The organism is Bradyrhizobium sp. WU425 (genome assembly GCF_021052305.1).
Classification (GTDB): Bacteria; Pseudomonadota; Alphaproteobacteria; order Rhizobiales; family Xanthobacteraceae; genus Bradyrhizobium; species Bradyrhizobium canariense_D.
This window is the reverse complement of record NZ_CP088089.1, coordinates 4,639,359-4,660,276: the sequence shown is the minus strand read 5'-3', so window position 1 is coordinate 4,660,276 and position 20,918 is coordinate 4,639,359. Positions and strand designations below refer to the sequence as shown.

The window sequence follows — 20,918 nt, the reverse complement described above, 5'->3', positions numbered from 1 at the left end:
CATTGGCGCGAGCAGATCCGTTGAGGTGGGCCCATCCAAATCCCCAAATCCGATGAGGCCCAAGCACCATGACCCACGAGTCCAGCCGGGTTTGACCAAAGCAAGGCGAGGGGATGGAGACTGTGCGACGCTCTTGCGCCGTTTGTGGTGATGGAACCCGCCTCAGACAACACGCGTAATTGTTCCACAATGCCTTGTTTTCAGCACGATTTTGGCAGCATCTGGTGTTGCTGGGGGCGCTGCTATCGCTATTGGGGCCGGCGGTGCCAAGATCCTTATTCGTTCTACTCGTCCTTGCCATGCTTCCGTTGGGCGGCTGCATGCAGACGACGCTTTCGCCATCGACGGACGCGAGCATGACGACCCGCGACCGGCAGTTGCTGGCGCATACGCCTTACGCGCAAGCAAACGTGCCCGAGCAATATCTCCGTCATATCGTCGATTATCCGCGCAAGGAGCAGCCGGGCACGATCCTGGTCGATACCGATGCGCGCTATCTCTATTTCGTGCTGCCCGAAGGCAAGGCGATCCGCTACGGCGTCGCGGTCGGCGAGGAGGCCATGGCGTTCTCCGGAGTCGCGCGGGTCGGTCGTCTAGCGGAATGGCCGGATTGGGTTCCGACGGCGGACATCCAGGCGCGGCTCGGGCCCTATCCGGCGCGGGTGCCCGGAGGCCCCGCCAATCCGCTGGGCGCGCGGGGCATCTATCTCTATGCCGGCAACAAGGACACGCTCTACCGCATCCACGGCACCAACCAGCCGGAATATATCGGGCAGGCGATCTCGTCCGGATGCATCCGGATGCGCAACGAGGACGTGATCGATCTCTATGACCGGGTGAAGCTCAACTCAATGGTCGTGGTGCTGCCGCCCGGACAGAACGCGCAAGTCGAGGCGCGGCCCAGCTGGCGCGGGTGAGGTCGCCCTAGTTCTCGGGACGGGCGACGCGCCATTGCAGCGTCGTGGCATTGCCATTGGCCTCGCCCGGCGCCTTGTCGGCCGGCGAGGTGTAGAGCGGACGATAGCGATAGGCCCACATCTTGCTGCCGTCGTTACGGTTGATCACGGTGAAGTCGCCGACCGCTTTGGCATCGGCCGTTGCGGGCAGCGGCACCCAGCTCTCGACGCATTTGCCGTTGCAGTTCGACGTCTTGCCGGTGGTATCGCGCTCGTAATAGTAGAGCGTCATGCCGTTGAGGTCCACGAGCGTGGGGCCCTGCTTGGTCAGGATGACTTTCGCCGGTGACGTCGCGGGCTTCGGCGGCGGAGGGGCATCGCCGCCGCCATGGCCATTCGCGAGCGCCGGAGCGGTCGAGAGCGCGATCGCCGCCGCCGCAATGAGGAACCTGAACATCCGAAACTCCAGACCGGCAAAGTTAATCGCGCGTTAAACGCCGAATGCCGTCGACCGTAACAGCCGAAGGTTAGTTCCTGGTTTCGCGATACTGCGACAATGAGGGGTAGAATTACGGGGCTTTCTGTCTTGGCACGTTTTCTTGACGCGAAGCGGTATCCACCTCGCTCGAAAACGCTCTATGCCTGCACTCCGCGCAGCGGGGCGCGGCTGAGCTCGTTGCCGGCGGCGATGGCCTTGTGCAGAAGGCGCATCAGATCCTCACTTTCTTTCGCGCTGAGGCCGCGCAGCATGATGCGTTGCGCGGATTCCACGGCCGGCGTGATCTTGCGCAGCGTGCGGCGGCCTTCGTCGGTGATCTCGAGCTCGCGGGCACGGCGGTCGCGGCGCGAGGCGCGGCGCTCCGCGAGCCCCTTCTGCACGAGCCGGTCGACCACGCCGGTGATGGTGGTGCGGTCGTAGGCGATCAATCCTGCGAGCGTCACCTGGTCGAGCCCCGGATTGGCCTTGATGGTCGCGAGCGCGGCGTATTGCACCGGCGTGAGGTCGAAGCCGGCATCCCCGACCTCGGCCAGAAACACCGCGACCGCGATTTGCTGGAACCGGCGCGCCAGATGTCCGGGCATGTCGTTGTTGTCTTTCACCGAATTTCTCCGTTGGGGCAGAACGGCCGGGGTCGTTGACAAGTATACTGATAGTCAGCATACTGAGCAATATCCAAACAGAACATCGGCGGGAGAGGTGCTCATGCAATTCCATCTCAATGGATTTCAGCCGGGCGACCCCGAAATCGCCGATCCCGCCGCGCGCATTCAGCCTTCTGGCGCAACGGGGGGCGTGCCCGAAGAGGTCGATGTCCTCATCGTCGGCTGTGGCCCTGCGGGCCTGACGCTTGCGGCCCAGCTTGCGCAGTTTGCCGACATCAAGACCTGCATCGTCGAGCAGAAGCCGGGCCGCTTGCTGGTCGGGCAGGCCGACGGCATCGCATGCCGCACCATGGAGATGTTCCACGCCTTCGGATTCAGCGAGCGCGTCCTGAAGGAAGCCTGTTGGGTGAACGAGACGACATTCTGGAAGCCGGACGAGCGGGTGCCGGAACATATCGTCCGCAGCGGCCGGGTGCAGGACGTCGAGGACGGTTTGTCGGAATTCCCGCACGTTATTCTCAACCAGGCGCGCATCCATGACGGCTTTCTCGACGTCATGCGCAAGGCGCCGGGCAGGCTCGAGCCCCATTACAGTCGGCGCCTGCTCGACCTTCAGGTCGATCCGGCCGCGGGTCCCGCCGACCATGCCGTGACAGCGCGGCTCGAACGGGTCGATGCCGAGAACGAGGGCAAGGTCGAGACCATCAAGGCGCGCTATGTCGTCGGCTGCGACGGCGCCCGCAGCACGGTGCGCAAATCGATCGGTCGCGAGTTGCTCGGCGATTCCGCCAATCATGCCTGGGGCGTGATGGACGTGCTGGCGGTGACCGATTTTCCCGACATCCGCTTCAAGGCTCTGATTCAGTCGGCGAAGGACGGTAGCCTGCTGATCATTCCGCGCGAGGGCGGCTACATGGTCCGCCTCTATGTCGAGCTCGCCAAGCTCGACATCGGCGAGCGCGTCGCCAATCGCAATATCACCGCCGACGACGTGATCGCGAAAGCGCAGCGGATCCTCAAGCCGCATACGCTCGATGTGAAGGAGATCGCGTGGTGGTCGGTCTACGAGATCGGCCAGCGCCTGACCGACAAGTTCGACGACGTGCCGGAGACCGAGACGGCTACGCGTCTGCCGCGGATATTCATCGCCGGCGATGCCTGCCACACCCACAGCCCGAAGGCGGGGCAGGGCATGAACGTCTCGATGCAGGACGCTTTCAATCTCGGCTGGAAGCTCGCTGCCGTTTTGCGGAAGCAGTCTGCGCCGAGCCTGCTGCATTCCTATTCGGACGAGCGCCAGGCGGTTGCCAAAGAGCTGATCGATTTCGACCGGGAATGGGCGGGGATTCTTGCGTCCGCCGCCAAGGCCGGCGGCGCCGACGCCGCCAGGACGCAGGACTATTTCGTGAGGCACGGTCGCTACACCGCGGGCACGGCGACGCATTACCGCCCGTCGGTTCTGACGGGAGCGACGTCCCACCAGCATCTCGCGCAAGGCCTCGTCATCGGCACGCGATTTCATTCCGCACCGGTGATCCGGCTTGCGGATGCCAAGCCGGTGCATCTCGGTCACGCTGCGCAGGCGGATGGCCGCTTCCGCATCTACGCTTTCTCCGGCGCTGAGGATCCCGCAGCAACCGGATCGGCCGTTCGCGCCTTGTGCAATTTTCTCTCCGATGCGCGGGAGTCGCCGGTCCGGCGTTACACCCCCGCGGTCGCCGACATCGATAGCGTGATCGACCTGCGGGCGGTCTTCCAGCAGGATCATCGCGAGCTCGCTCTCGAGGCGATGCCTGCGCTGCTGCTGCCGCGCAAGGGCCGCTACGGCCTGATCGACTACGAGAAGATGTTCTGTCCGGACCTCAAGAATGGTCAGGACGTTTTCACCATGCGCGGCATTGACCGCAAGGCGGGCTGCATGGTCGTGGTGCGGCCGGATCAGTATGTCGCGACCGTGCTGCCGCTCGATGATTTTGCTGCGCTTGCTGCGTACTTCGACGGCTTCATGCTGCAAGTGAACTGACGGGCCGGCGGCGCACACGTAGGCTCTCTCTGCGCGCGGTGTCGATGAACGGCGAATGAATATTGAACCGCGCGCGGCATCCGTCTCGATCTTTTGGCGGATGAGACCTTCGTACGCGGAACGCCCGTTCCGCTGGCGCGTTCCGACTCGAAAGAGGAGGACTACGCCATGAAATTCCGAAGCGTGTTGTTAGCCGCATTGCTGCTCGCCCCGACGGCCGCGCTGGCCGCACCGGGCATGGTCACCGTCTCGACCGGCCTGCGCGCCGGGCCGGGTTCGGGCTTTCCCCTGGTCGATCGCATCCCCGAGGGCGCCCGCGTCGATATCCATGGTTGCCTGCGCGGCAACGCCTGGTGCGACGTGAGCTTCTCGGATGACCGTGGCTGGGTGTCGTCGCAATACCTCGAATATCTCTACCGCAATCACTACGTCTATCTCCCCGACTATGTCGACGAGATCGACGTGCCAATCGTCCCCTTCGTGCTGACCTCGTACTGGTCGAGCTATTATCAGGGGCGGCCCTGGTATCGGCGGCATGCCCACTGGAATAGCTACTGGACTTCGCATCAGCGCGACGCGATGCGGATGACGATCGATCCGCGCGCGGCTCGCATCGGCCGCGCGGCAACGCGCGATGCGGCGGTCGCACTCGGGCGCAACGGTGCGAATGTCAAGGAAAGTGTCAAGGGCGCGGCCGCGGTCTCCGGTCGCGATGCCATAACTTCACGGCGCGACGCCGCGATGGCGAGGCACGAGACTGCGGTGACGGCGGACCGGAGCCGTGCGGGACGAAGCGACCGCATCGCGCATGAGCGGACCAATCTCCAGGGCCGCAATCCGCGCGATGCACAAGCGCGCATCATGCACGAGCAGGCCGCACACCGCGCGGCTGTGCGTGCGCAGCCGATGGCGCGCCCGCATGAGGTGCCGCGTGTATCAGCGGCGCCGGCGAGCCGGCCCGCGATGCCGCATGTGGCCCAACCCAACTTGAGCCACGGCTCGCCGATGAACGCTCATGCCCAAATGCCTGCGCCGCGCGCGGCTGCGCCTGCGATGCCTCACGGCGGTGGCGGCGGCGCACCTCACATCAACGCCGCGCCGCACGGCGGCGGTGCCCCGGCCGGCGGTCCCGGTGGCGGGCACCAAAAGCACTAAAGTTGCCAACGAAAGCCCGGCCCTCGCGCCGGGCTTTCTGTTTGGGCCGGAACGGGTTCCCTGCCCATACAATTTAAGAAGCTTCTTCGCGGGCAGATTTCATCGATCGTAATATGTCTACTCAAAGCTGTAAGCATTCCACTCGGGGCAGCGGGGCACGGGAGGATGACGACGATGAGACAGAACCAGGCGGAGACGCGCCGCCACAATGTCGCCAAGCGGTCGATGACCAAGGAAGCCAAGCAGCTGTCCGGCCTGATTGCCGGATTGCGCCAATCTCTCGAGGTGATTCAAAAGGAGCGATCGAGCACCAAACTCTCCGGCGCCGAGATGGGCCTTCTCGACGAACGCCGCAACAATTTGTTGCTGACCATCGCAGCTCTCGACGACCGCCTCTCGGCGGTGCAGGGGCTGATCGATCTTGGCCGTCCCCATATCATTCGCGTCCACTGATCGGAGCGCTGACCTGATGCTATCGGCTTCGTCGCGGCGGCGACGGAACCGGGCTCAGCTGTCTGCTCCGCGTGGCATAGGATTGGCGTAGCACTGGGCGGACTGCCCGGAGGCGGTCGCGGCGCACTGCGCGATCGTCGCAAAACTGCAATCGATGCTGCGGCCGTCGATCGTGTAGATCTCGATGCAGACGGGATGGCGCGGAGCGTAGGTCTGGGCGGCTGTCGGCGGCACGCCGAGCAGGCCCGCACCAAACAAGCCCGCGACAAGCAGAATCGCATTGATGAAGCGGCGCACGATCGATCTCCTTCGCTCAGCCGGAACAAAGCACAATGCTGCCGCGGATGGCACCAAATTGCCACGCTCCCGGCGAATTGCCGCCAAAGCCCGCTGCCACGACGAGAGCAGGTGCAGGGGCAACGCAAGGGGATGCGCATTGGCCTACAAGATGGTCGCAGAACGCGACAACGAGAAGTGCAGTTTTGCCCGCGAGAGCCGTTTGCTCATCGTGGCGAAGGCGAAGGTTTGGGCGAGCGAGGGGTGGAAGGTCGTCATCACCGACCAGGACGGCAAGGCCTACGCGCCGCCCGACTTCGATCAGCTATTGGCGGCCTGACCGCAAGACCGGGCAGGACGACATTGATCTCGTACTTTCGACCGGGGCGCGATCTGATCGCGCCCCTGATGACTCTTCCAACGATGACTCTTGCAGCCGCGGCCGTTCTGACGGCGACATTTGCCGCCGCGCAAAATCTCGATGCCGGCAAGTCGCCGCAAAAGCTCTTCGCCGATGGTTGCACGACGTGCCATCGCAGCCCCCGCGGCCTTGCCAAAGGGCGCTTCAACCTGACGCTGTCCTGGTTCCTGAAAGACCATTACGCAACCAGTTCGGATACAGCCAAGGCACTTGCCGCCTATCTGGAATCGGTCGATGCGGCGCCGCCGCGAGTTGCGGCCAAGCCTGGCGCGAAGCGATCCAGGCCGCATCCTCCCAAGCCGTCGCAAAGCCAATAGCGTGAGCCGGCTGCGAGACGGCGTCGCGAAGCTGAAGGCCTTGCCGGCATCAATGCACCGTGGCCGCCGAGAACAGGTTGATGACCACCACTCCGGACACGATCAGCGCGATGCCGACGAAGGCGGCAGCGACATTGCCGGGTCCAACTATCACGCGTCAGTGACGAACCTGCGACACGGCGGAGCGCAGCACGAAACCGCCGCGCGATGGTTCGCGCGGCGGCTCATTGGTGTCGCGCCGATTCGACGTGGCGTTAGTTGATCCGCACGGAGAGTTCGACGTCCTCGGCAAAGGCCGTGGACATGTAGCCGCTTCCGGGGCTGCGCATGCGCGCCAGATAGTCGGGGCTGTCGTCGGCGTTGTCGGCGACGATGATCGCGCCCGGCCGGAGATGGCCTTCGACCAGATCCAGGATATCGGGGTAGAGCGCCTTGGCGCCGTCGAGCAGCACGAGATCGATCGTGTCGGGCAGGTCGACTTGAAGCATCTTCAGCGCGTCGCCTTCGCGGATTTCGACGAGGTCCAGCAGCCCGCCGGCCGCGAGGTTCTCGCGCGCCCGGGCCACCTTGGACGGTTCGAATTCGCTGGTGATGAGGCGGCCGCCGCCATTGTCGCGTAAGCCCGCGGCAAGGTGCAGGGTCGAGATGCCGAACGAGGTGCCGAACTCGACGATCGCTTTGGCGCGGGAGCTGCGTGCGAGCATGTAAAGCAGTTGACCGGTCTCGCGGGAGACCGCGAGCGGTGCGTCCTTCAGCCGCCCGTAGAGGTCGCGGTAAGCGGTCTTGCTCCGCATCATCCGTGCGCGGTCGGCGTCGGTCACATCGGCGAAGGCGGCTCGCATCGCGCCGCGCGCCGCTTCGTCCTGGTCGAACAGACGATCGAGCAGTGGCGCAAGTGATGTGATGGTCGGGTGGTCATGTGTAGTCTCCAGATGTCGCCGTGCTGCGAGTGCTTGCGTGAGAATTGAAATACGACTAATTCGTCGCATTCGCTATTCGCGTTGCCCGAGGGTGCCATGGCAGATCGCCGAAGCCATTCAGTTTCCTCACGAAAACAGCCACAGCAGGCCCGCTCGAACGAGCTGGTGGCGGCCATTCTGGACGCGGCTGTTCAGGTCTTGGCCAAGGAGGGGGCGCAGCGTTTCACGACGGCGCGAGTGGCCGAGCGGGCCGGGGTGAGCGTCGGGTCGCTCTATCAATATTTTCCGAACAAGGCGTCGATCCTGTTCCGCCTCCAGAGCGACGAGTGGCGGCGCACGAGCGAGCTCCTGCGCGGCATCCTGGCGGACCGGGCGAAACCGCCACTGGTACGGCTGCGCGCGCTCGTCCACGCCTTCATTCGTTCCGAGTGCGAGGAGGCTGCGATCCGCACGGCGCTCAGCGACGCCGCGCCGCTCTATCGCGATGCGCCCGAAGCACACGACGCGCGGGCCGCCGGTAAGGGCATCGTCGCGGCCTTCATGCGGGAGGCCCTGCCCAGGGCGCCGGATGCGACGCGGGCGCTTGCCGGCGAGTTGATCAAGACGACGCTGAGCGAGGTTGGCAAGCAGTTCTCGGAGACACCGCGCAACGAGGCGGAGATCGCGCGTCACGCCGACGCAATGGCCGACATGTTCTGCGCCTATATCGATGAGCTGGCACGACTCCGGGATCATTCCTGACATCCGCGTTTGCGGGCCAATACCCCTTCTGACTTGACTGGATCATGAGTTAGCCTCGGTTTGTCCTTCAGCCAGTCAACGAGCGCCCCGCCATGCATGTCATCCGCCCCCAATTCCGCATCGAGGAGCAGCAAGCGCTGGAATTCGCAAGCCAGCGCGGCTTCGGCACGATCGTCGCGGCGGATGAGCGCGGTCCACGCGCCTCGCATGTGCCCTTCGTGCTGGAGCAGCGCGACGGGCACACGATCGTGCAAATCCATTTCACCGCCAGGAATCCGCTCGTCCCGCTCGCGGACAGCACACGGCGCTTCCTGCTGATCGTTGCCGGCGACGACGCCTACATCTCCAATGACTGGTATTCTTCGCGCGACAACGTCTCGACCTGGCTTTACGAGGCCGTGCACCTGTCGGGCGTGGCGCATCTGCGCGGGCTCGACGAGAACCGCGGGCACGGCGATGCACTACTCGCGGTCTCGGAAGCGCGCTTGCCAAAAGCACCTTGGGATCTCGCACGGATGGAGCCCGGCAAGCGCGAGAGCATGCTGGCTGCGATCCGTGTCGTCGATCTCGTGGTGGATACCGTCGAAGGGCAGGCCAAGCTCAACCAGCACAAAAGCGATGTGGATCATGTCGCGGTCGTGGACCGGCTGGCGCGGTCGGAGGAGAGCGGGCATCGGCGGCTGGCGCGGAAGATGCAAGCGCTGCGGCCGAGACTTGGATATGATTTTTCGTGATCCGGGCGACCCTTCTCTCGCTAGACAATTACTCCTACGGACCTCCCTCATGCTCGTCATCTCCATTCAAAGCCAGGTGGTCCACGGCCATGTCGGCAACAGCGCCGCCGCCTATGCGATGCAGGCGGAAGGGGTGAATGTCGCGGCGGTGCCGACAACGCTGCTGTCGAACCATCCCCGCTATCCGACCTTGCGCGGGCGGGTGCTGGAGACAGAGCTCGTTGCAGATCTGCTGAGAGGCGTCGAAGAGCGCGATCTCGTCGACGAGGCTGCGGTCCTCGTTACCGGTTATCTCGGTTCGCCGGGCAATGCCGCTGTCATCGCCGATTTCGTCGAGCGGGCGCTGACCCGCAATTCGCAGCTGGTCTATCTCTGCGACCCTGTGATCGGCGATGACGGCCGGGCCTATGTCGCTGACGGCATCCTGGACGTGGTCCGGCACCGGCTGCTGCCGGCCGCCAATCTGACCACGCCGAACCAGTTCGAACTCGGGCTGCTCGCAGGCCTCGACATCGCGGATGCGCAGGGCCTGCGCGCGGCGTGCGCGGCGCTGGCCGGGACTGGGCGCATCGACGTGGTCGCCACCGGTTGCACGCTCACTGATACGGCGGAAGGGCAGGTGGAAACGATTCTGTGCGCCGGCGGTCAGTTGTCGCGCTTTGCGACGCCGCGCCTTTCGATCCGCCCCTCAGGCACCGGCGATCTTCTCACCGGCCTGATCGCGGCGCATCTGGCCAAGGGCACAGCGACCGAGGCGGCGGTGCGGCTCGCAGTCGAAACCATCTATGCGGTGCTGGTGCGCACGCAGGAAGCAGGCACCGCGGAGATGCGGCTTGTGCCGTTGCCGACGCCGCGACGATAAGCCGTCAAACTCAGGTCGCGCGCTTCGTGGCTGATTGCGCTGATTTCTGCGGCTTCGCGGGGACCTTCTGCTCGCGCGTCGCCTGTGCCTTCGCCTTCGGCGGCTTTGCGCTTGCCACGGCCCGCGCTTTTCTCGGCTTGGCGTTGGCTTCCTTGCGGTCCGACGTGCCTCGGCGCGAGACGTATTCCGTACCATCGACCGGGCCGACATGCGGGGGATCGCGGCCGAGATAGGGGCGGCCGATGCCGAGCGCCTTGCCATTGGCGTCGACCCACTTCCACAGCACCTCGGTCGAGACCCAGCGCTGCGCGCGGTTGTCGCCCTTGGTGCTGACGATGTCGGCCGCCATGCCGTGCCCGTAGCCGCCGCGCGTGCTGCCGCCGTGATAGGAACGGTCGGAGGCGGCCTTCAGGCCACTCGCGATCGACTGGCGATAGTCGTCGCGGAACGCGCTGGTGATGCCCGGCGAAAGCCCGGCAGCCTCAGCCGCGAGCAGTGTGCGAAACAGCTTTTTCTTGAAACTCTTGTCCATGCCGCCGATGACGTAGTCCATCATCGACATGCCGGCGCGGTCGGCCGCCTTCGGATCCTTCCAGCCAAAGTCCTCGTCAACCAGCTTCGTGAAGCTGCGCATCACTGTGACCATCTTGCCCTTGCGCTTGACGGTGACGGCCCGGCGATCTGTGACCTTGATCGAGTCTTCCTTGGCCGTGCGCTGGTAGAGCGCCCAGAGATAGCGGTCGATGCAGGCTTCCATCACGTAGCATTCGTCGAGGACCGCGGTCGTGTCCGCAGACGGCGAGGCCTTGCTCGCCACGGGCGCGGGGCCGGTCGCGATTGTCGCGGGCGACAGCGCCTCCGTCGTCACGATCTCAGTGGGATCGGCGGATGCGAGCTTTACCAAGGGCTCCGGCGCCGGAGCCGGAGCAACCTCGCTGGCGACTGGTGTCGGGTCAGGCGACATCTGCGGCGCGAGCGGCGCTTCGGTCGGCAAGATCAGCACTGGGTCGGCCGAGGCGAGCTTGATGGCCGGAGCTGGCGCCTCGGGCGCTGCCGCTTCAGCATTGACCAATTCTGGTGTCGCAGCGATAGCGGCCGCGATATCGGAGGTCAGGGCAACGCCGTCCTCGATGGCCGCAGCGTGCGGGATGTCGGCGAGGTCAAGTCGGCTGAGATCCTTCGCGCGCGAGACGGCGGAAGCATTGGCGCCGCTGTTCTCGATGAGGGCCGGGGCATAGGCGGACAGAGAGAGCGCCAGCCAGCCGGCGAGAACCGCCGAGGGGCAGGAGACCGCCACCAGAAGAGACCGCCGATCATTCATGATCCCTGCCTCCAAACGGTTCTGTTGAACCTCGTCTTCTCCGAATAGTCTGACCAGACAGTCTTGGCCAAACAGTCTTGCACGAAAAGGCACGCCGCGCGTCGATTGTTCTGGGGAGGGTGTGGCGGCGCAATGGCGCAATTCGGCGAAAGCGGGCTTTTCGAGCAGGTGTTGCGCGGCGGCAACGCGGGTTCCATTGCGGTTCCAGGGGCGCTTGCTCGCCAGCGTTGTGCAAAAATTCGATAAGGCGAATATTTTGGCGCGGGCCGCGTGGCGGTGTTTCGCAGGCACGTTGGGCAACCTTGTAACGGCTAGCGCGTTAGGCGCGCATGACGCATTCGTCGCTTCGTCCGATGGACGCCTTCGATCCCACCGAGCCCGCCATCCTGCACGACCAACTCTCCGATACGATCATCACCTGGACTGCTGAGCAGGCCGACGATTTCAGGCGTGCCAGCCGGCCGGGCCAAGACGGAACCGTGATTTGGAAAGGCTACGTTTTCGACGGCTGGGGCCACGTGCTCGGCGGCTGACCGCTGCTCGTTAGAGTGTCATTTCGCGCCGGGGCGGTGATTTTGCCAAGACATTGCGCGCATTAAACATATTGCCATGCATCCGGCGCGTTGTTGCGTTGCAACAGCGCATATCGCAATGCAGCAAAATGCGCTTAAGTGTGCTCCGAATCTTCCACTGAAGGAGCATCACCCATGAACAAGAAGACTCTGTCGATCGCCGCCGCCATCCTGACGGTCGCGGGCAGCACCGCGGCTTTCGCCGCCGAACTGCCGACTTATGAGGCGAACGGCTTTCCGGTCTCCCCGATGCAGGTGCGCGTGCTCGGTGCCGCGCATGTCGAGCAGCAGGCCTCGGCGCCCACCAACGTTGCTTCGGTCCACCAGGCCCGCGTTCTGTCGCCGCGCAAGGTGAAGACCGCTGATGTTACGACGGGTAGCGCCCGCTGATCTGGGGGCGCCACAAGCCAACGTCAAGCCAATGTGATGCAGGCTCGCTTTCTCCGAGTCTGCCCGGACCGCGTTCCCTTTCGGGAGCGCGGTCTTTTTTTGGCGCAGCGAGTCATGATCACGTGCCGGTTGTGTACGGCCGTTCAAAGCGAGTGTGATCTCTTTAATAGTTGCTTTCCGGATCGCGGCGCTTGATGCGGGCGCCGCATATTGAGCAGCCAAGAATCATTTTCATAATGGAGTAGTCATGCCCGTTGCACAGAAAGCCGTTGTTGCAAGCGTCTCGCCCCGCGCGTTCATTCTCAAGCATCTCGCCTTGTTCGCAGCCGCCGCGCTGTTCGTGTTCGTGCTCAGCCTGACGTATGGGCTCGATCTCAGCCCCGGTTTTTTCTGAGCGATGGCGCGCTGGCGTCTCTCGCTTGCGTGCCAGCCTTGCAGGCACATGGGTTGAGCGACGGCCTCTGTCGGCGTACCGCTTTGTCCCATGGATCAGCGGACGAGCGGCGCTCGCATTCGGAAGAACGATCAAGCGCCGGCGCTTGTCGGCGTGCTCTGCGGCCTCGCCGCGGCGCTGTTCTGGGCGCTCGGCTTTGCCGGCACGCGGCATGGCCTTAAGCTCGGCTTCACGCCGGTCGATCTGCTCGTGCATCGCTATGTCTGGTCCGGCATCGCGTTCCTGCCGCTGGTGATACGCGGCGGAATCTCCGATCTCTGCGGCATCGGCTGGGGCAGGGGCCTTGCGCTGATGGTGCTCGGCGGCCCCGTGATGTCGCTGATCTCCTACACTGGATTTCTGTTCGTGCCGCTCGGTCATGGCAGCGTAATCCAGCCCTCCTGCGCGACGCTCGGCGGCCTGCTGCTCGCGGCCTTGTTCCTGAAAGAGCAGGTCTCCGCGTCGCGCATCGCCGGCGCCTTTGTCATCGTCGGCGGACTTGGCGTAATCGGCGCGGAATCGATCGGCCATATCGGGGCCGACGGCGTGCTGGGCGATCTGACCTTCGTGCTGACCGGATTGATGTTCGCAGGTTTCGGCGCGCTGGTGCGCCACTGGCGTGTCTCAGCCCTATCGGCTGCGCTCGTCATCAATGTGCTGTCGCTGTTGCTGCTGCCGATCTACCTCATGACCGGCGGACTCGCGCGGATCGCGTCGATCGGGTTCAGTGAGAACGCTATCCAGGCGCTGGCACAGGGCGTGCTCGCCGGCCCGGCTGCGCTTTATCTGTTCGCCGTCTCGGTCCAACGCCTCGGCGTCGCCCGCGCCGCCGTTGTCCCCGCCTGCGTGCCCGCGCTGACGGTGCTCACCGGCTGGCTCCTGCTCGGCGAGCCGCCGACACTATTGCAGACGGCGGGATTGGTGACCGTGCTGTGCGGATTCTATCTGGCGCAGAGACAGCGATAGATCGCAGCCTCCAGACGGCGCTTACCATTCGATGGTGGTAAACTTGACGCCGCGGCAGGTCAGCTCCCGCCCCAGCCGTTCGGCGCGCTCGCTGGCGGATTTGCCGCGAGTCCGGGGCCTCGGCTACGCCTTCCTCACGAACTCCGATTTCAGGTTCATCGCGCCGATGCCGTCGATCTTGCAGGCGATGTTGTGGCCGTCGGTGGCGTCCTGCAGGCGGATGTTGCGGACCTTGGTGCCACCCTTGACCACGGAGGAGGAGCCCTTGACCTTGAGATCCTTCATCACGATGACGCTGTCGCCGTCGGCGAGCGCATTGCCGTTGGCATCGCGCACGCCGGCCTCTTGCGCGGCGTCCGCGACGGCCTCTGCCGTGCCGCTCCATTCATGGCCGCATTCCGGGCAGACCCAGAGGCCGCGATCCTGATAGGCGTGCTCGGAGTTGCAGGTCGGGCATTTCATCGCGTCGGTCATCATTCGCCTCGTCGCCCGTCACGGGCGCGCCGCACGCTGTCCGCCGGATAAAGATGGATTGGGAGCAAATCCTTTACCATGGCTTTCAGTCCTGGTCGAACCCTTGGAAATTTAGGAGTTCAGGAAAAACTCTGCGGTATCGAGGTCCGGAATTTGCGGCTGCGACGTCGCCGCGCAAGGAGCGTCCCGTCATGAGCGAGCACCGCGCCGCCGTCAGACATCACATTTTGCGGACCGGCATTGTCGAGTTCGACAACGGCACCGGCAAGGTCATCAGCGCGCCCTGCACGATCCGCGATGTCTCCGGCACCGGCGCGCGCCTCGGCCTCAACGCCTCGCTCTGGGTCGCCGAGCAGTTCACGCTGGTCTTCAGCAGCGGACTGCGAAAGGACTGCCGGGTCGCCTGGCGCAAGGGGAGGCTGATCGGCAGCGCGTTCGCGGACGGCTATGCCAGCGCGGACGAGCAGGCCGTGATGATGACCGCGGACGAGCAGTCCCGGCACCGGCTCGGGATCGGTGCGCGCGTGAGAAGCGCGCGCGAGAGGCGCGGCTACACGCAAACGCAGCTCGCAGAGCTGATCGGCGCCACGCCGGTCTTCGTGTCGCTGGCCGAGCAGGGTGAGGCGGACATTCCGCTCTACCAGCTCATGCACATCGCCGATCTCCTGATGGTCGGCCTCGACGGGCTCGTCGCGGGGCCGGCGCCTGAGGATGTCGACGCAGCGTAGGTGGCGAGCCGTCAAAACAAAAACGTCGAAAACAACCCCATGCACAGTAGAAATCTCGAGGGATTTCAGTGTGTTGGAAATCCGAAAACGTTGGTATTGGGCCTACGCGCCCCGCATCGACTTCGGCGATACCGAATCGAATTTGACTCGTCGGGCAAAACAGGGGCAGTATGGCATGATGGCGCCGCAGGAAGCTGGTGGCTTGCCAGCTGCGGAGCGACATGCCGAAAAAAGCAAAACCAAAAAGAAAACTCAAGACCTACCAGACCTCGCTCGGTTTCTACGACCAGGCGATCGCCGCGCCCTCGATGAAGGCAGCACTGGACGCCTGGGGCGCCAGGTCCAATCTGTTCCATCAGGGCGCCGCGAAGGAGACCGACGACCCCGACATCGTCGCGGCAACGATGGAGAAGCCGGGCGTGGTGCTCCGGCGTCCGGTCGGCTCGGACGGCCCGTTCACCGAGCATTCCGAGTTGCCGACCGATCTCGCTGACGACGAGGCCAAGCCAAAAAAGCCCAAAGCGAAGTCCAAGCCGAGAAAGCTTCCGGCGAAGGCTGCAAAGCAACCATCCCGCAAGGTCGACGATCAACAGGCGCGCAAGGCCGCCGCGGCGTTCGAGAAGGAAGAGCGGCGGCGGGAAGCCGAGCGCCGCAAGGAGGAGGCCGCTCGCGCCAAGGAGCGCGCGCGCCGCGACAAGGCAGTCGCGAACGCGCAGGCGGCGCTGGACGACGCGAGGCGGCAGCACGAATCGCGGGCGGAGGCGATCGAAGCTGAGCGCGCGGCGCTCGAGGAGCGTGCCGAGACGGAGCAGAGCCGGTGGGACAAGCAGAGGATGAAGCTGACGGAGGCGGTGCGGCGCGCGCGGGAGTAGGGGCCGCGGTCGACAGTCTGGATTGCTCCGCTCCGCTCGCAATGACGGCGGGGCGGCCGGCATCGGTCATTCCGGCAAAGCTTGATCGCAAATTCGCTTGCCTTGCTTGACGTCCTTTTGCACTCTTGGGGGAAGGAGACCAACGCATGAAGATCATGACTGTCGCGTGTGCGCTCGGAACCGCCCTGGTGCTGTGCAATCTCGGGATATCGGATGCCGAAGCCCGGGCGCGGAAGGCGCGAGTGGTGGATGAACAACGGCTGAGGGTGGATGTCCCCGTGCTCCGGCCGACGCCGTGGGATTACAATATCGTTCCACGCTATCGTTATCGCCCGGAAGACGACCGGGTCGATCCCTACGGCCCGCCCTTGGTATCGTCATATGTCCGCTACGAGGGATGGCGCTGGCCGTACTGGTGGTGAAGGCCACCGACGGACGCGGAATTGATTGGCTCCTGTAGCCCGGATGAGCGAAGCGATATCCGGGACGTTGCCGCAGCATTCCCGGATGTCGCTTCGCTCATCCGGGCTACGCTCCTTTGCTAGTCGCCGTCCTCCGCGGCGAGCCGCACAAACTGCCGCTTCATCGCGTTGACCCTGGCGACATAGCTCGCGACGAGGTGATCGCCGCAGCGTTCGTCGGCGGCCATTTGAAACTTGCGGCGTGCGAAGGCCGTTGCGGGGCCTGCGCCGCAGAGATGGATGAAGGCGGCGAGATCCTGCCTCTCGCGTGCACTCGCCTTCACATCGCCCGCGCGGGCGAGAACATCGGCGAGATTGCGGTCGAGATACACCGATGCCAGCTCGATGGCGTGGCTCGGAATCGCGCGGCTATAGAGGAAGGTCGAGCCGCAGCCGGCCTCCGTGACCGCGTTGCCACGAACGCAGAACCGCGCGGCGTCAGCAAAGGCTGCGTCCAGCATCTGGAAGAGGCCGACGGCGCTCGATGCGGGCCGATAGATCGCGAGCGGATTGAAGCTCCATCGCCAGCGCCAGTAGGTGCGCGCGAGCGGATTGCCCGATGTCTCGACCTGCGCCAGCGCGGCCAGCAATTCCGGCGTGATCGTCGCGGTGGAATGCTTGCGGAACAGCGGCCCGTATTGCCGCCACGTGTCCGATGGCTCCTTGTCGAGCGCATGGCCGACTAGGACGAACAGCTCGGTCGGCTTGCGCACCGTTTGATAGGCGATGTTCACGAGGACGAGGACCGCAAGCAGCATCGCCGCGCCGCCCGCGATCCGAACCATCCGCGGTGCGCGGGCGAAGGTCTTTCGCATCGATCGCGCGCTACGCCGGAGCTTGCGAAGGCGAGGGAGGGGGCGCTTGCTTTGTCCTGGCATCGGTCTTCTGGGAGTGCATTGCGGAGGCTTTGTACCTGGTTAACGCTGTCACCAGGCCTTGAAATCCGGCTTCTTTTTCCTCTGGTCGCCTGTTTTCAAGTCGCCGCTCCGTACTCCCACGGCAGCTCGAATCCTTGATGGAAATAACCCGAGGTTGTACTGTGCGCCGCAGCAGGGTTAATTTTGTGTGAATGGATCGGCTGGAATGACCGTAATCGAAAGCGTGGTGCCAGCGGAAGCTGCGGAGCGGAAAATGCCGCCGGGCGTACTGGTCGAAGGTCCCGTGGTCGACGCCAAGTTTCGCGATTCCTACATCTCCTTCGTCATCATGATCGGTGGGTCGATCGCGGCGCTGGTCTGGGCCTTCTGGCAAGGCATCGGCTGGGTGGAGGTTTCGGTCTTCGCCGGCACGTTCGCGCTGTCCACGGTCGGCATCGGCTTCATGCACCGCTACTTCGTGCACCGCAGCTTCCGCTGCGGTCCGGTGATGCGGACGCTGTTCGCGGCCATCGCCACCATGGCGGTGCAGGGCTCGATCCTGAAATGGGTGAGCAATCATCGCCGGCATCATCTTCACTCCGACAAGCCCGGCGACGTCCACAGCCCTTACTATGACGGCGACGGCAACCCCTATGTCACCTTCGCCAAGGGGATGATGCATGCGCAAGGCGGCTGGGTGTGGGACCAGGCCACCACGGATGCCGAATACTACGCCAAGGATATCCTGGCCGATCCGATCGCCATGTTCTTCACCAGGACGCGCTGGTACTGGTACGCGCTCTCGGCAGTGATTATTCCGGGCGCGATCGGCTACGCGTTTGGCGGCGTGCACACGATGACCGGCTGCATCCTGTTCTCCGGCCTGTTCCGCAGCTACCTCATGACCATGGCGACATCACTGGTCAACTCGGTCTGCCACAGCGACGGCCGCTACGGCTACCGCCGCTTCGATCTCGACGACGGCACCACCAACGAGTTCGTGACCACGATCCTCACTTTCGGTGAAGGCCTGCACAACAACCATCACCGGTTTCCGCGCGACGCCTACATTTCGCACGCCTGGTACGAGATCGACATCAACGGCCTGATCATTTTGGGACTCGGCAAGCTCGGATTGGTGCAGGACATTTTCTCTGCCGGAAGCCGGACGCTTCGCTCGGGAGATCCGGACGGCGGAAAGCGTCCAGTGGCAGATACCGAAGCGATGGTCTGAAGCCTACGGGCTCAGTGCTCCACCACGCCAAGGGATTCGGCCACACCAAATCGGCGGCGTGGTGAGGCGGTTGGCTCACTGGCGCGGGCGCTTTGATGACCCACGGGACACAAAGTTAGGCCGATGAACTATCTGGATCTCATGGACGACCGACGGCCACCGGCGCCCTCCAACGCCATCCGCGCGCTGGAGCAACACATCGGTGCGCCGTTGCCCGCGCCCTACAAGGAGCTGCTGGCGCAATCGGACGGCGGCGGCTTCGACCGCTGCGGCGTCGAGCTGCCTTGGCGCAACGACCGCACCGTCTTGGACGTGCTGTTCACGACGCATCCGACCGACAGCTACGGCGTCATCGACAATTACGATGTGTATCGGGGCATGAATCGAATCCCCCGACTGAGCTGCCCCTTCGCTCCCGATCCCGGCGGCGACCTGTTCCTGCTGAGTCTGGAGGAGGACAGTTATGGCCAGGTCTTCTACTGGGATCACGAGCATGAACCGGTGGACGGTGGCGACATGTTCGCCGATTTCCCGAACACAAATGAACTCGCGCCCGATCTTGAGACCTTCATTCTCGGCTTGGGAGAGGGGTGAATGGATATGCAGCCGTTCGGGCGGATTGAGCCCTTGCGAAACCCATCATGATCGCGTGGGGCCGAACGACAAAAGGGCGGCCATAAGCCGCCCTTTCGGTTTGCGCGTCATCCGTCGGATTTCGCTTAGCCCTCGATGATATAGACGATCTCGTGGGTGTGCGGACGAAGAATGACGTACCTGCCGTGCACCAGAATGAACTCGTATCCGCGCCACTCCGGATAGATTTCGACGATGCGGCTCGGGATCGCATGATAACGAACGCCTGCCGGGACGGTGGTGCCGATCGAGATGTTGAAGTTCACGTTGGTGACTTCCTCGACCTTCTCCTGCTTGATGGCCGAAGTGATCTGGGTACGCTTTTCGGCGGGAGGCGCCGCGACCGCCGTGGTAGCGGCATTGCCGGTCGTCTTGCCCTCGGGCGCCGAAGGCTTGCTCTCGGCGGTCGGGGTCTTCACGTCCTTCGACGTGGTGGCCGAATCGGGCGCCTTGGTCATCCCATTCGCCTTCATCTCGCCGGGCGTCTTGCTGTCGGCAGTCGGCTTCGAAGTGGTGGCCGGGGCCATTGTTTCCGTGGTCTTCGCCTTGCCATCGGCTTTGACGTCGCCGGAGTGCTTTGCGTCAGGCGCGCCCTGTGCGTGCTGCGGCGTTGCCGCTGCCGGCGAGCCGTGCGGTGCCGCGGTGGGGGCGTCCTTTGCTGTGGGCGCATTCATCGGTGCCGCGGTTTCGGCTTTCGGCGAAACGGCAGCGGGGGACTCCGCACCCTTGGCGCCGCCCTGATTGACGCCTTGAGCCATTGCAGTGCCGGTCGCAGCGAACAACGCCACAACGGCGACGGAAGCCAGCAAAGTATGTTTCATCTGATCTCTTTCAATTCATTTGAATATGATGCCGACGAACGTCAGCCATGGGAACGAACGGTCTCGACGGGCTGCAGTTCCGATTCTATTTCTGGTTTAACGACGATTGATGCCTCGACATCCGAACAAGCTGCAAAATAGATGAGTCGGCGATAACAAGAGCTTTGCATCCCGCGTTGGCTTGGACGCGACCAATGAATTTCAAACATAAGTTGTGATCGGAAGGAACTCTTGCTCGATGGGGCTGTTGTGTCAGTGATCCCCGAGCGTTGCGAGATCGAACCTCCGATCCTCGCCTGAGTTAAAGACCGCAGTCGCGTTGTGAGTGCGACTCGGCGCGAAGCGTCCTCCGTGCGTATCAACCGGAAAACCTTCATGAACAACCCCGATGTTCGCAATGCCATTCAGATCGACCGCGGCTCCAGCCTGGCGATCTCTCATGAAATAGCAGACCGCCTTCGGATCAGGCTTCGGGGTGAGCACGACCCATTACCGCGACATCTGACGGCCCTGGTCGACCGGATTGCGCAGATCAGCAGCCATTTGAACCAAGTGATCGAGGTCACAAAATGAGAATGTCCGGCGAAAGCCTTTTGGTGATCTTGTTTGTCGGTCTCGTCGCCGGCTGGCTGGCGGGCCAGATCGTCCGCGGGACCGGCTTTGGGATCATCGGCGATATCATCATCGGAATCCTGGGCGCGTTTGTCGGCAGCTGGTTGTTGCCTCAGCTCGGCGTGCATCTCGGCAGCGGCATGATCAGCGCGATCGTCAACGCGACCGTAGGCGCGGTCCTGCTGCTCCTCGTCGTCCGGCTGGTGCGCGGTGGTGGTGGATGGGGAAGCAGCTGGCGCGGCAGCTGGGGCCGGCGTTGGTGACCCTTGCTCCGCAGCCGCATCAGGCGCCGGTGAGACGCCCGCGGCAAAGACGCTCGTGATGACCTCCGGATCGGATCCAGCATGTTAGACTTTTCGAATGCATCTTTTACGCCTGAAACCATCGGCATCATGAAAACTGCGCTGGACACGGCGGTGGCGTCACTGCCGGCCCCGGTCAGCTCCGCGCATGTCCGGTCGATCGCGGAAACAATCCTTCGCACAGCGAAGGAGGGCGAGCGAGACCCCGCTGTCCTGGAGCGCATGGCGTTGATGGAGCTTCAGATCTCGCCGCGTGATTGATGCCGGTCCGCGAGCGTGCGTGCCGGCGCAGAAGGGCTCGCGTTCATTGCCGTTCCCTGATGTTTCGATGGAACTCTGG

The 20,918-nt window shown here is 64.0% G+C and carries 29 protein-coding genes; 21 read left to right on the top strand and 8 right to left on the bottom strand.

From position 1 onward, the window contains the following. Positions 1–299: 299 nt before the first annotated feature. The gene (locus BcanWU425_RS22655; protein ID WP_018454540.1) at positions 300–917 is read left to right on the top strand and encodes a L,D-transpeptidase; all 618 of its coding nucleotides are present in this window, start codon (positions 300–302) and stop codon (positions 915–917) included. A gap of 7 nt (positions 918–924) precedes the next feature. On the opposite strand, the gene BcanWU425_RS22650 is transcribed toward BcanWU425_RS22655, so the two are convergent. After that, complete coding sequence (locus BcanWU425_RS22650) at positions 925–1,353, bottom strand: COG4315 family predicted lipoprotein (RefSeq protein ID WP_018454539.1); 429 nt, start codon at positions 1,351–1,353, stop codon at positions 925–927. Positions 1,354–1,532: 179 nt separating this feature from the next. After that, a complete protein-coding gene (locus BcanWU425_RS22645; protein ID WP_085353562.1) occupies positions 1,533–1,997 on the bottom strand; it encodes a MarR family winged helix-turn-helix transcriptional regulator in 465 nt (154 codons plus the stop codon). 103 nt (positions 1,998–2,100) lie between these two features. Between BcanWU425_RS22645 and BcanWU425_RS22640 the strand changes: the two genes are divergently transcribed. The 3 genes from BcanWU425_RS22640 to BcanWU425_RS22630 all read left to right on the top strand — a co-directional run bounded on the left by BcanWU425_RS22640 (position 2,101) and on the right by BcanWU425_RS22630 (position 5,631). Further along, positions 2,101–4,023 (top strand): FAD-binding monooxygenase, encoded by a 1,923-nt coding sequence (locus tag BcanWU425_RS22640; RefSeq protein ID WP_204511044.1) that lies wholly within the window; start codon positions 2,101–2,103, stop codon positions 4,021–4,023. A 168-nt stretch (positions 4,024–4,191) separates the two neighbouring features. Next, positions 4,192–5,178, top strand: coding sequence for an SH3 domain-containing protein (locus BcanWU425_RS22635; protein ID WP_085353596.1), 987 nt, complete (start codon positions 4,192–4,194; stop codon positions 5,176–5,178). A gap of 174 nt (positions 5,179–5,352) precedes the next feature. Then, entirely contained in the window at positions 5,353–5,631 is a 279-nt protein-coding gene (locus tag BcanWU425_RS22630) for a hypothetical protein (RefSeq protein WP_026232756.1), read from the top strand. A gap of 54 nt (positions 5,632–5,685) precedes the next feature. Here the strand turns inward: BcanWU425_RS22630 and BcanWU425_RS22625 are convergent, their stop codons facing one another. Beyond that, positions 5,686–5,928 (bottom strand): DUF3551 domain-containing protein, encoded by a 243-nt coding sequence (locus BcanWU425_RS22625; RefSeq protein ID WP_231188564.1) that lies wholly within the window; start codon positions 5,926–5,928, stop codon positions 5,686–5,688. 139 nt (positions 5,929–6,067) lie between these two features. Between BcanWU425_RS22625 and BcanWU425_RS22620 the strand changes: the two genes are divergently transcribed. Together BcanWU425_RS22620 and BcanWU425_RS22615 are read left to right on the top strand one after the other, a co-directional pair. Beyond that, positions 6,068–6,247 (top strand): hypothetical protein, encoded by a 180-nt coding sequence (locus BcanWU425_RS22620; RefSeq protein ID WP_026232755.1) that lies wholly within the window; start codon positions 6,068–6,070, stop codon positions 6,245–6,247. Between the two features lie 83 nt (positions 6,248–6,330). Next, positions 6,331–6,645: a hypothetical protein gene (locus BcanWU425_RS22615; RefSeq protein ID WP_085353560.1), complete on the top strand. Its 315-nt coding sequence runs from the start codon at positions 6,331–6,333 to the stop codon at positions 6,643–6,645. 254 nt (positions 6,646–6,899) lie between these two features. Here BcanWU425_RS22615 and BcanWU425_RS22610 read toward each other — a convergent pair whose 3' ends face one another. Then, complete coding sequence (locus BcanWU425_RS22610) at positions 6,900–7,634, bottom strand: O-methyltransferase (protein WP_231188563.1); 735 nt, start codon at positions 7,632–7,634, stop codon at positions 6,900–6,902. A 27-nt stretch (positions 7,635–7,661) separates the two neighbouring features. Here BcanWU425_RS22610 and BcanWU425_RS22605 point away from each other — a divergent pair, with 27 nt between their 5' ends. The 3 genes from BcanWU425_RS22605 to pdxY all read left to right on the top strand — a co-directional run bounded on the left by BcanWU425_RS22605 (position 7,662) and on the right by pdxY (position 9,902). Next, positions 7,662–8,306: a TetR family transcriptional regulator gene (locus BcanWU425_RS22605; RefSeq protein ID WP_026232754.1), complete on the top strand. Its 645-nt coding sequence runs from the start codon at positions 7,662–7,664 to the stop codon at positions 8,304–8,306. Between the two features lie 92 nt (positions 8,307–8,398). Continuing rightward, on the top strand, positions 8,399–9,040 hold the full coding sequence (locus tag BcanWU425_RS22600) for an FMN-binding negative transcriptional regulator (protein WP_204511045.1): 642 nt from the start codon (positions 8,399–8,401) through the stop codon (positions 9,038–9,040). A 49-nt stretch (positions 9,041–9,089) separates the two neighbouring features. Beyond that, the gene (pdxY, locus tag BcanWU425_RS22595) at positions 9,090–9,902 is read left to right on the top strand and encodes a pyridoxal kinase (RefSeq protein ID WP_204511046.1); all 813 of its coding nucleotides are present in this window, start codon (positions 9,090–9,092) and stop codon (positions 9,900–9,902) included. A 10-nt stretch (positions 9,903–9,912) separates the two neighbouring features. On the opposite strand, the gene BcanWU425_RS22590 is transcribed toward pdxY, so the two are convergent. Beyond that, positions 9,913–11,223: a hypothetical protein gene (locus BcanWU425_RS22590; protein WP_204511047.1), complete on the bottom strand. Its 1,311-nt coding sequence runs from the start codon at positions 11,221–11,223 to the stop codon at positions 9,913–9,915. A 329-nt stretch (positions 11,224–11,552) separates the two neighbouring features. Between BcanWU425_RS22590 and BcanWU425_RS22585 the strand changes: the two genes are divergently transcribed. The 4 genes from BcanWU425_RS22585 to BcanWU425_RS22570 all read left to right on the top strand — a co-directional run bounded on the left by BcanWU425_RS22585 (position 11,553) and on the right by BcanWU425_RS22570 (position 13,584). Next, positions 11,553–11,756, top strand: a complete 204-nt coding sequence (locus BcanWU425_RS22585; RefSeq protein WP_085353556.1) for a hypothetical protein — start codon at positions 11,553–11,555, stop codon at positions 11,754–11,756. A gap of 174 nt (positions 11,757–11,930) precedes the next feature. After that, positions 11,931–12,185 carry a hypothetical protein gene (locus BcanWU425_RS22580; protein ID WP_204511048.1) on the top strand — a complete coding sequence of 85 codons (255 nt, stop codon included), beginning with the start codon at positions 11,931–11,933 and terminating at the stop codon, positions 12,183–12,185. A gap of 247 nt (positions 12,186–12,432) precedes the next feature. After that, positions 12,433–12,579, top strand: a complete 147-nt coding sequence (locus BcanWU425_RS22575) for a hypothetical protein (protein WP_018454523.1) — start codon at positions 12,433–12,435, stop codon at positions 12,577–12,579. A 90-nt stretch (positions 12,580–12,669) separates the two neighbouring features. After that, the gene (locus BcanWU425_RS22570; protein WP_204511049.1) at positions 12,670–13,584 is read left to right on the top strand and encodes a DMT family transporter; all 915 of its coding nucleotides are present in this window, start codon (positions 12,670–12,672) and stop codon (positions 13,582–13,584) included. A gap of 123 nt (positions 13,585–13,707) precedes the next feature. Here BcanWU425_RS22570 and BcanWU425_RS22565 read toward each other — a convergent pair whose 3' ends face one another. Next, positions 13,708–14,058 carry a zinc ribbon domain-containing protein YjdM gene (locus tag BcanWU425_RS22565; RefSeq protein ID WP_018454521.1) on the bottom strand — a complete coding sequence of 117 codons (351 nt, stop codon included), beginning with the start codon at positions 14,056–14,058 and terminating at the stop codon, positions 13,708–13,710. 191 nt (positions 14,059–14,249) lie between these two features. On the opposite strand from BcanWU425_RS22565, the gene BcanWU425_RS22560 reads away from it, so the two are divergent. The 3 genes from BcanWU425_RS22560 (at position 14,250) to BcanWU425_RS22550 (ending at position 16,080) form a co-directional block, all read left to right on the top strand. Beyond that, positions 14,250–14,786, top strand: coding sequence for a helix-turn-helix domain-containing protein (locus BcanWU425_RS22560; RefSeq protein ID WP_026232752.1), 537 nt, complete (start codon positions 14,250–14,252; stop codon positions 14,784–14,786). A 221-nt stretch (positions 14,787–15,007) separates the two neighbouring features. Further along, a complete protein-coding gene (locus BcanWU425_RS22555) occupies positions 15,008–15,658 on the top strand; it encodes a hypothetical protein (protein ID WP_018454519.1) in 651 nt (216 codons plus the stop codon). Between the two features lie 146 nt (positions 15,659–15,804). Next, positions 15,805–16,080: a hypothetical protein gene (locus BcanWU425_RS22550; protein WP_027517656.1), complete on the top strand. Its 276-nt coding sequence runs from the start codon at positions 15,805–15,807 to the stop codon at positions 16,078–16,080. Between the two features lie 119 nt (positions 16,081–16,199). Here the strand turns inward: BcanWU425_RS22550 and BcanWU425_RS22545 are convergent, their stop codons facing one another. After that, on the bottom strand, positions 16,200–16,997 hold the full coding sequence (locus tag BcanWU425_RS22545) for a transglycosylase SLT domain-containing protein (protein ID WP_026232751.1): 798 nt from the start codon (positions 16,995–16,997) through the stop codon (positions 16,200–16,202). A gap of 205 nt (positions 16,998–17,202) precedes the next feature. On the opposite strand from BcanWU425_RS22545, the gene BcanWU425_RS22540 reads away from it, so the two are divergent. Both BcanWU425_RS22540 and BcanWU425_RS22535 read left to right on the top strand, forming a co-directional pair. Next, a complete protein-coding gene (locus BcanWU425_RS22540) occupies positions 17,203–18,210 on the top strand; it encodes an acyl-CoA desaturase (protein ID WP_018454517.1) in 1,008 nt (335 codons plus the stop codon). Between the two features lie 123 nt (positions 18,211–18,333). Further along, complete coding sequence (locus tag BcanWU425_RS22535) at positions 18,334–18,804, top strand: SMI1/KNR4 family protein (protein ID WP_018454516.1); 471 nt, start codon at positions 18,334–18,336, stop codon at positions 18,802–18,804. Between the two features lie 125 nt (positions 18,805–18,929). On the opposite strand, the gene BcanWU425_RS22530 is transcribed toward BcanWU425_RS22535, so the two are convergent. Next, the gene (locus BcanWU425_RS22530; protein ID WP_018454515.1) at positions 18,930–19,664 is read right to left on the bottom strand and encodes a DUF1236 domain-containing protein; all 735 of its coding nucleotides are present in this window, start codon (positions 19,662–19,664) and stop codon (positions 18,930–18,932) included. Positions 19,665–20,039: 375 nt separating this feature from the next. Between BcanWU425_RS22530 and BcanWU425_RS22525 the strand changes: the two genes are divergently transcribed. The 3 genes from BcanWU425_RS22525 to BcanWU425_RS22515 all read left to right on the top strand — a co-directional run bounded on the left by BcanWU425_RS22525 (position 20,040) and on the right by BcanWU425_RS22515 (position 20,839). After that, positions 20,040–20,237, top strand: coding sequence for a hypothetical protein (locus tag BcanWU425_RS22525; protein ID WP_204511050.1), 198 nt, complete (start codon positions 20,040–20,042; stop codon positions 20,235–20,237). Then, complete coding sequence (locus BcanWU425_RS22520) at positions 20,234–20,539, top strand: GlsB/YeaQ/YmgE family stress response membrane protein (protein WP_085353548.1); 306 nt, start codon at positions 20,234–20,236, stop codon at positions 20,537–20,539. The genes BcanWU425_RS22525 and BcanWU425_RS22520 overlap by 4 nt, the downstream gene beginning before the upstream one ends. Positions 20,540–20,620: 81 nt before the next feature. Further along, positions 20,621–20,839, top strand: a complete 219-nt coding sequence (locus BcanWU425_RS22515) for a hypothetical protein (protein WP_007609614.1) — start codon at positions 20,621–20,623, stop codon at positions 20,837–20,839. The last annotated feature ends 79 nt before the right edge of the window (positions 20,840–20,918 follow it).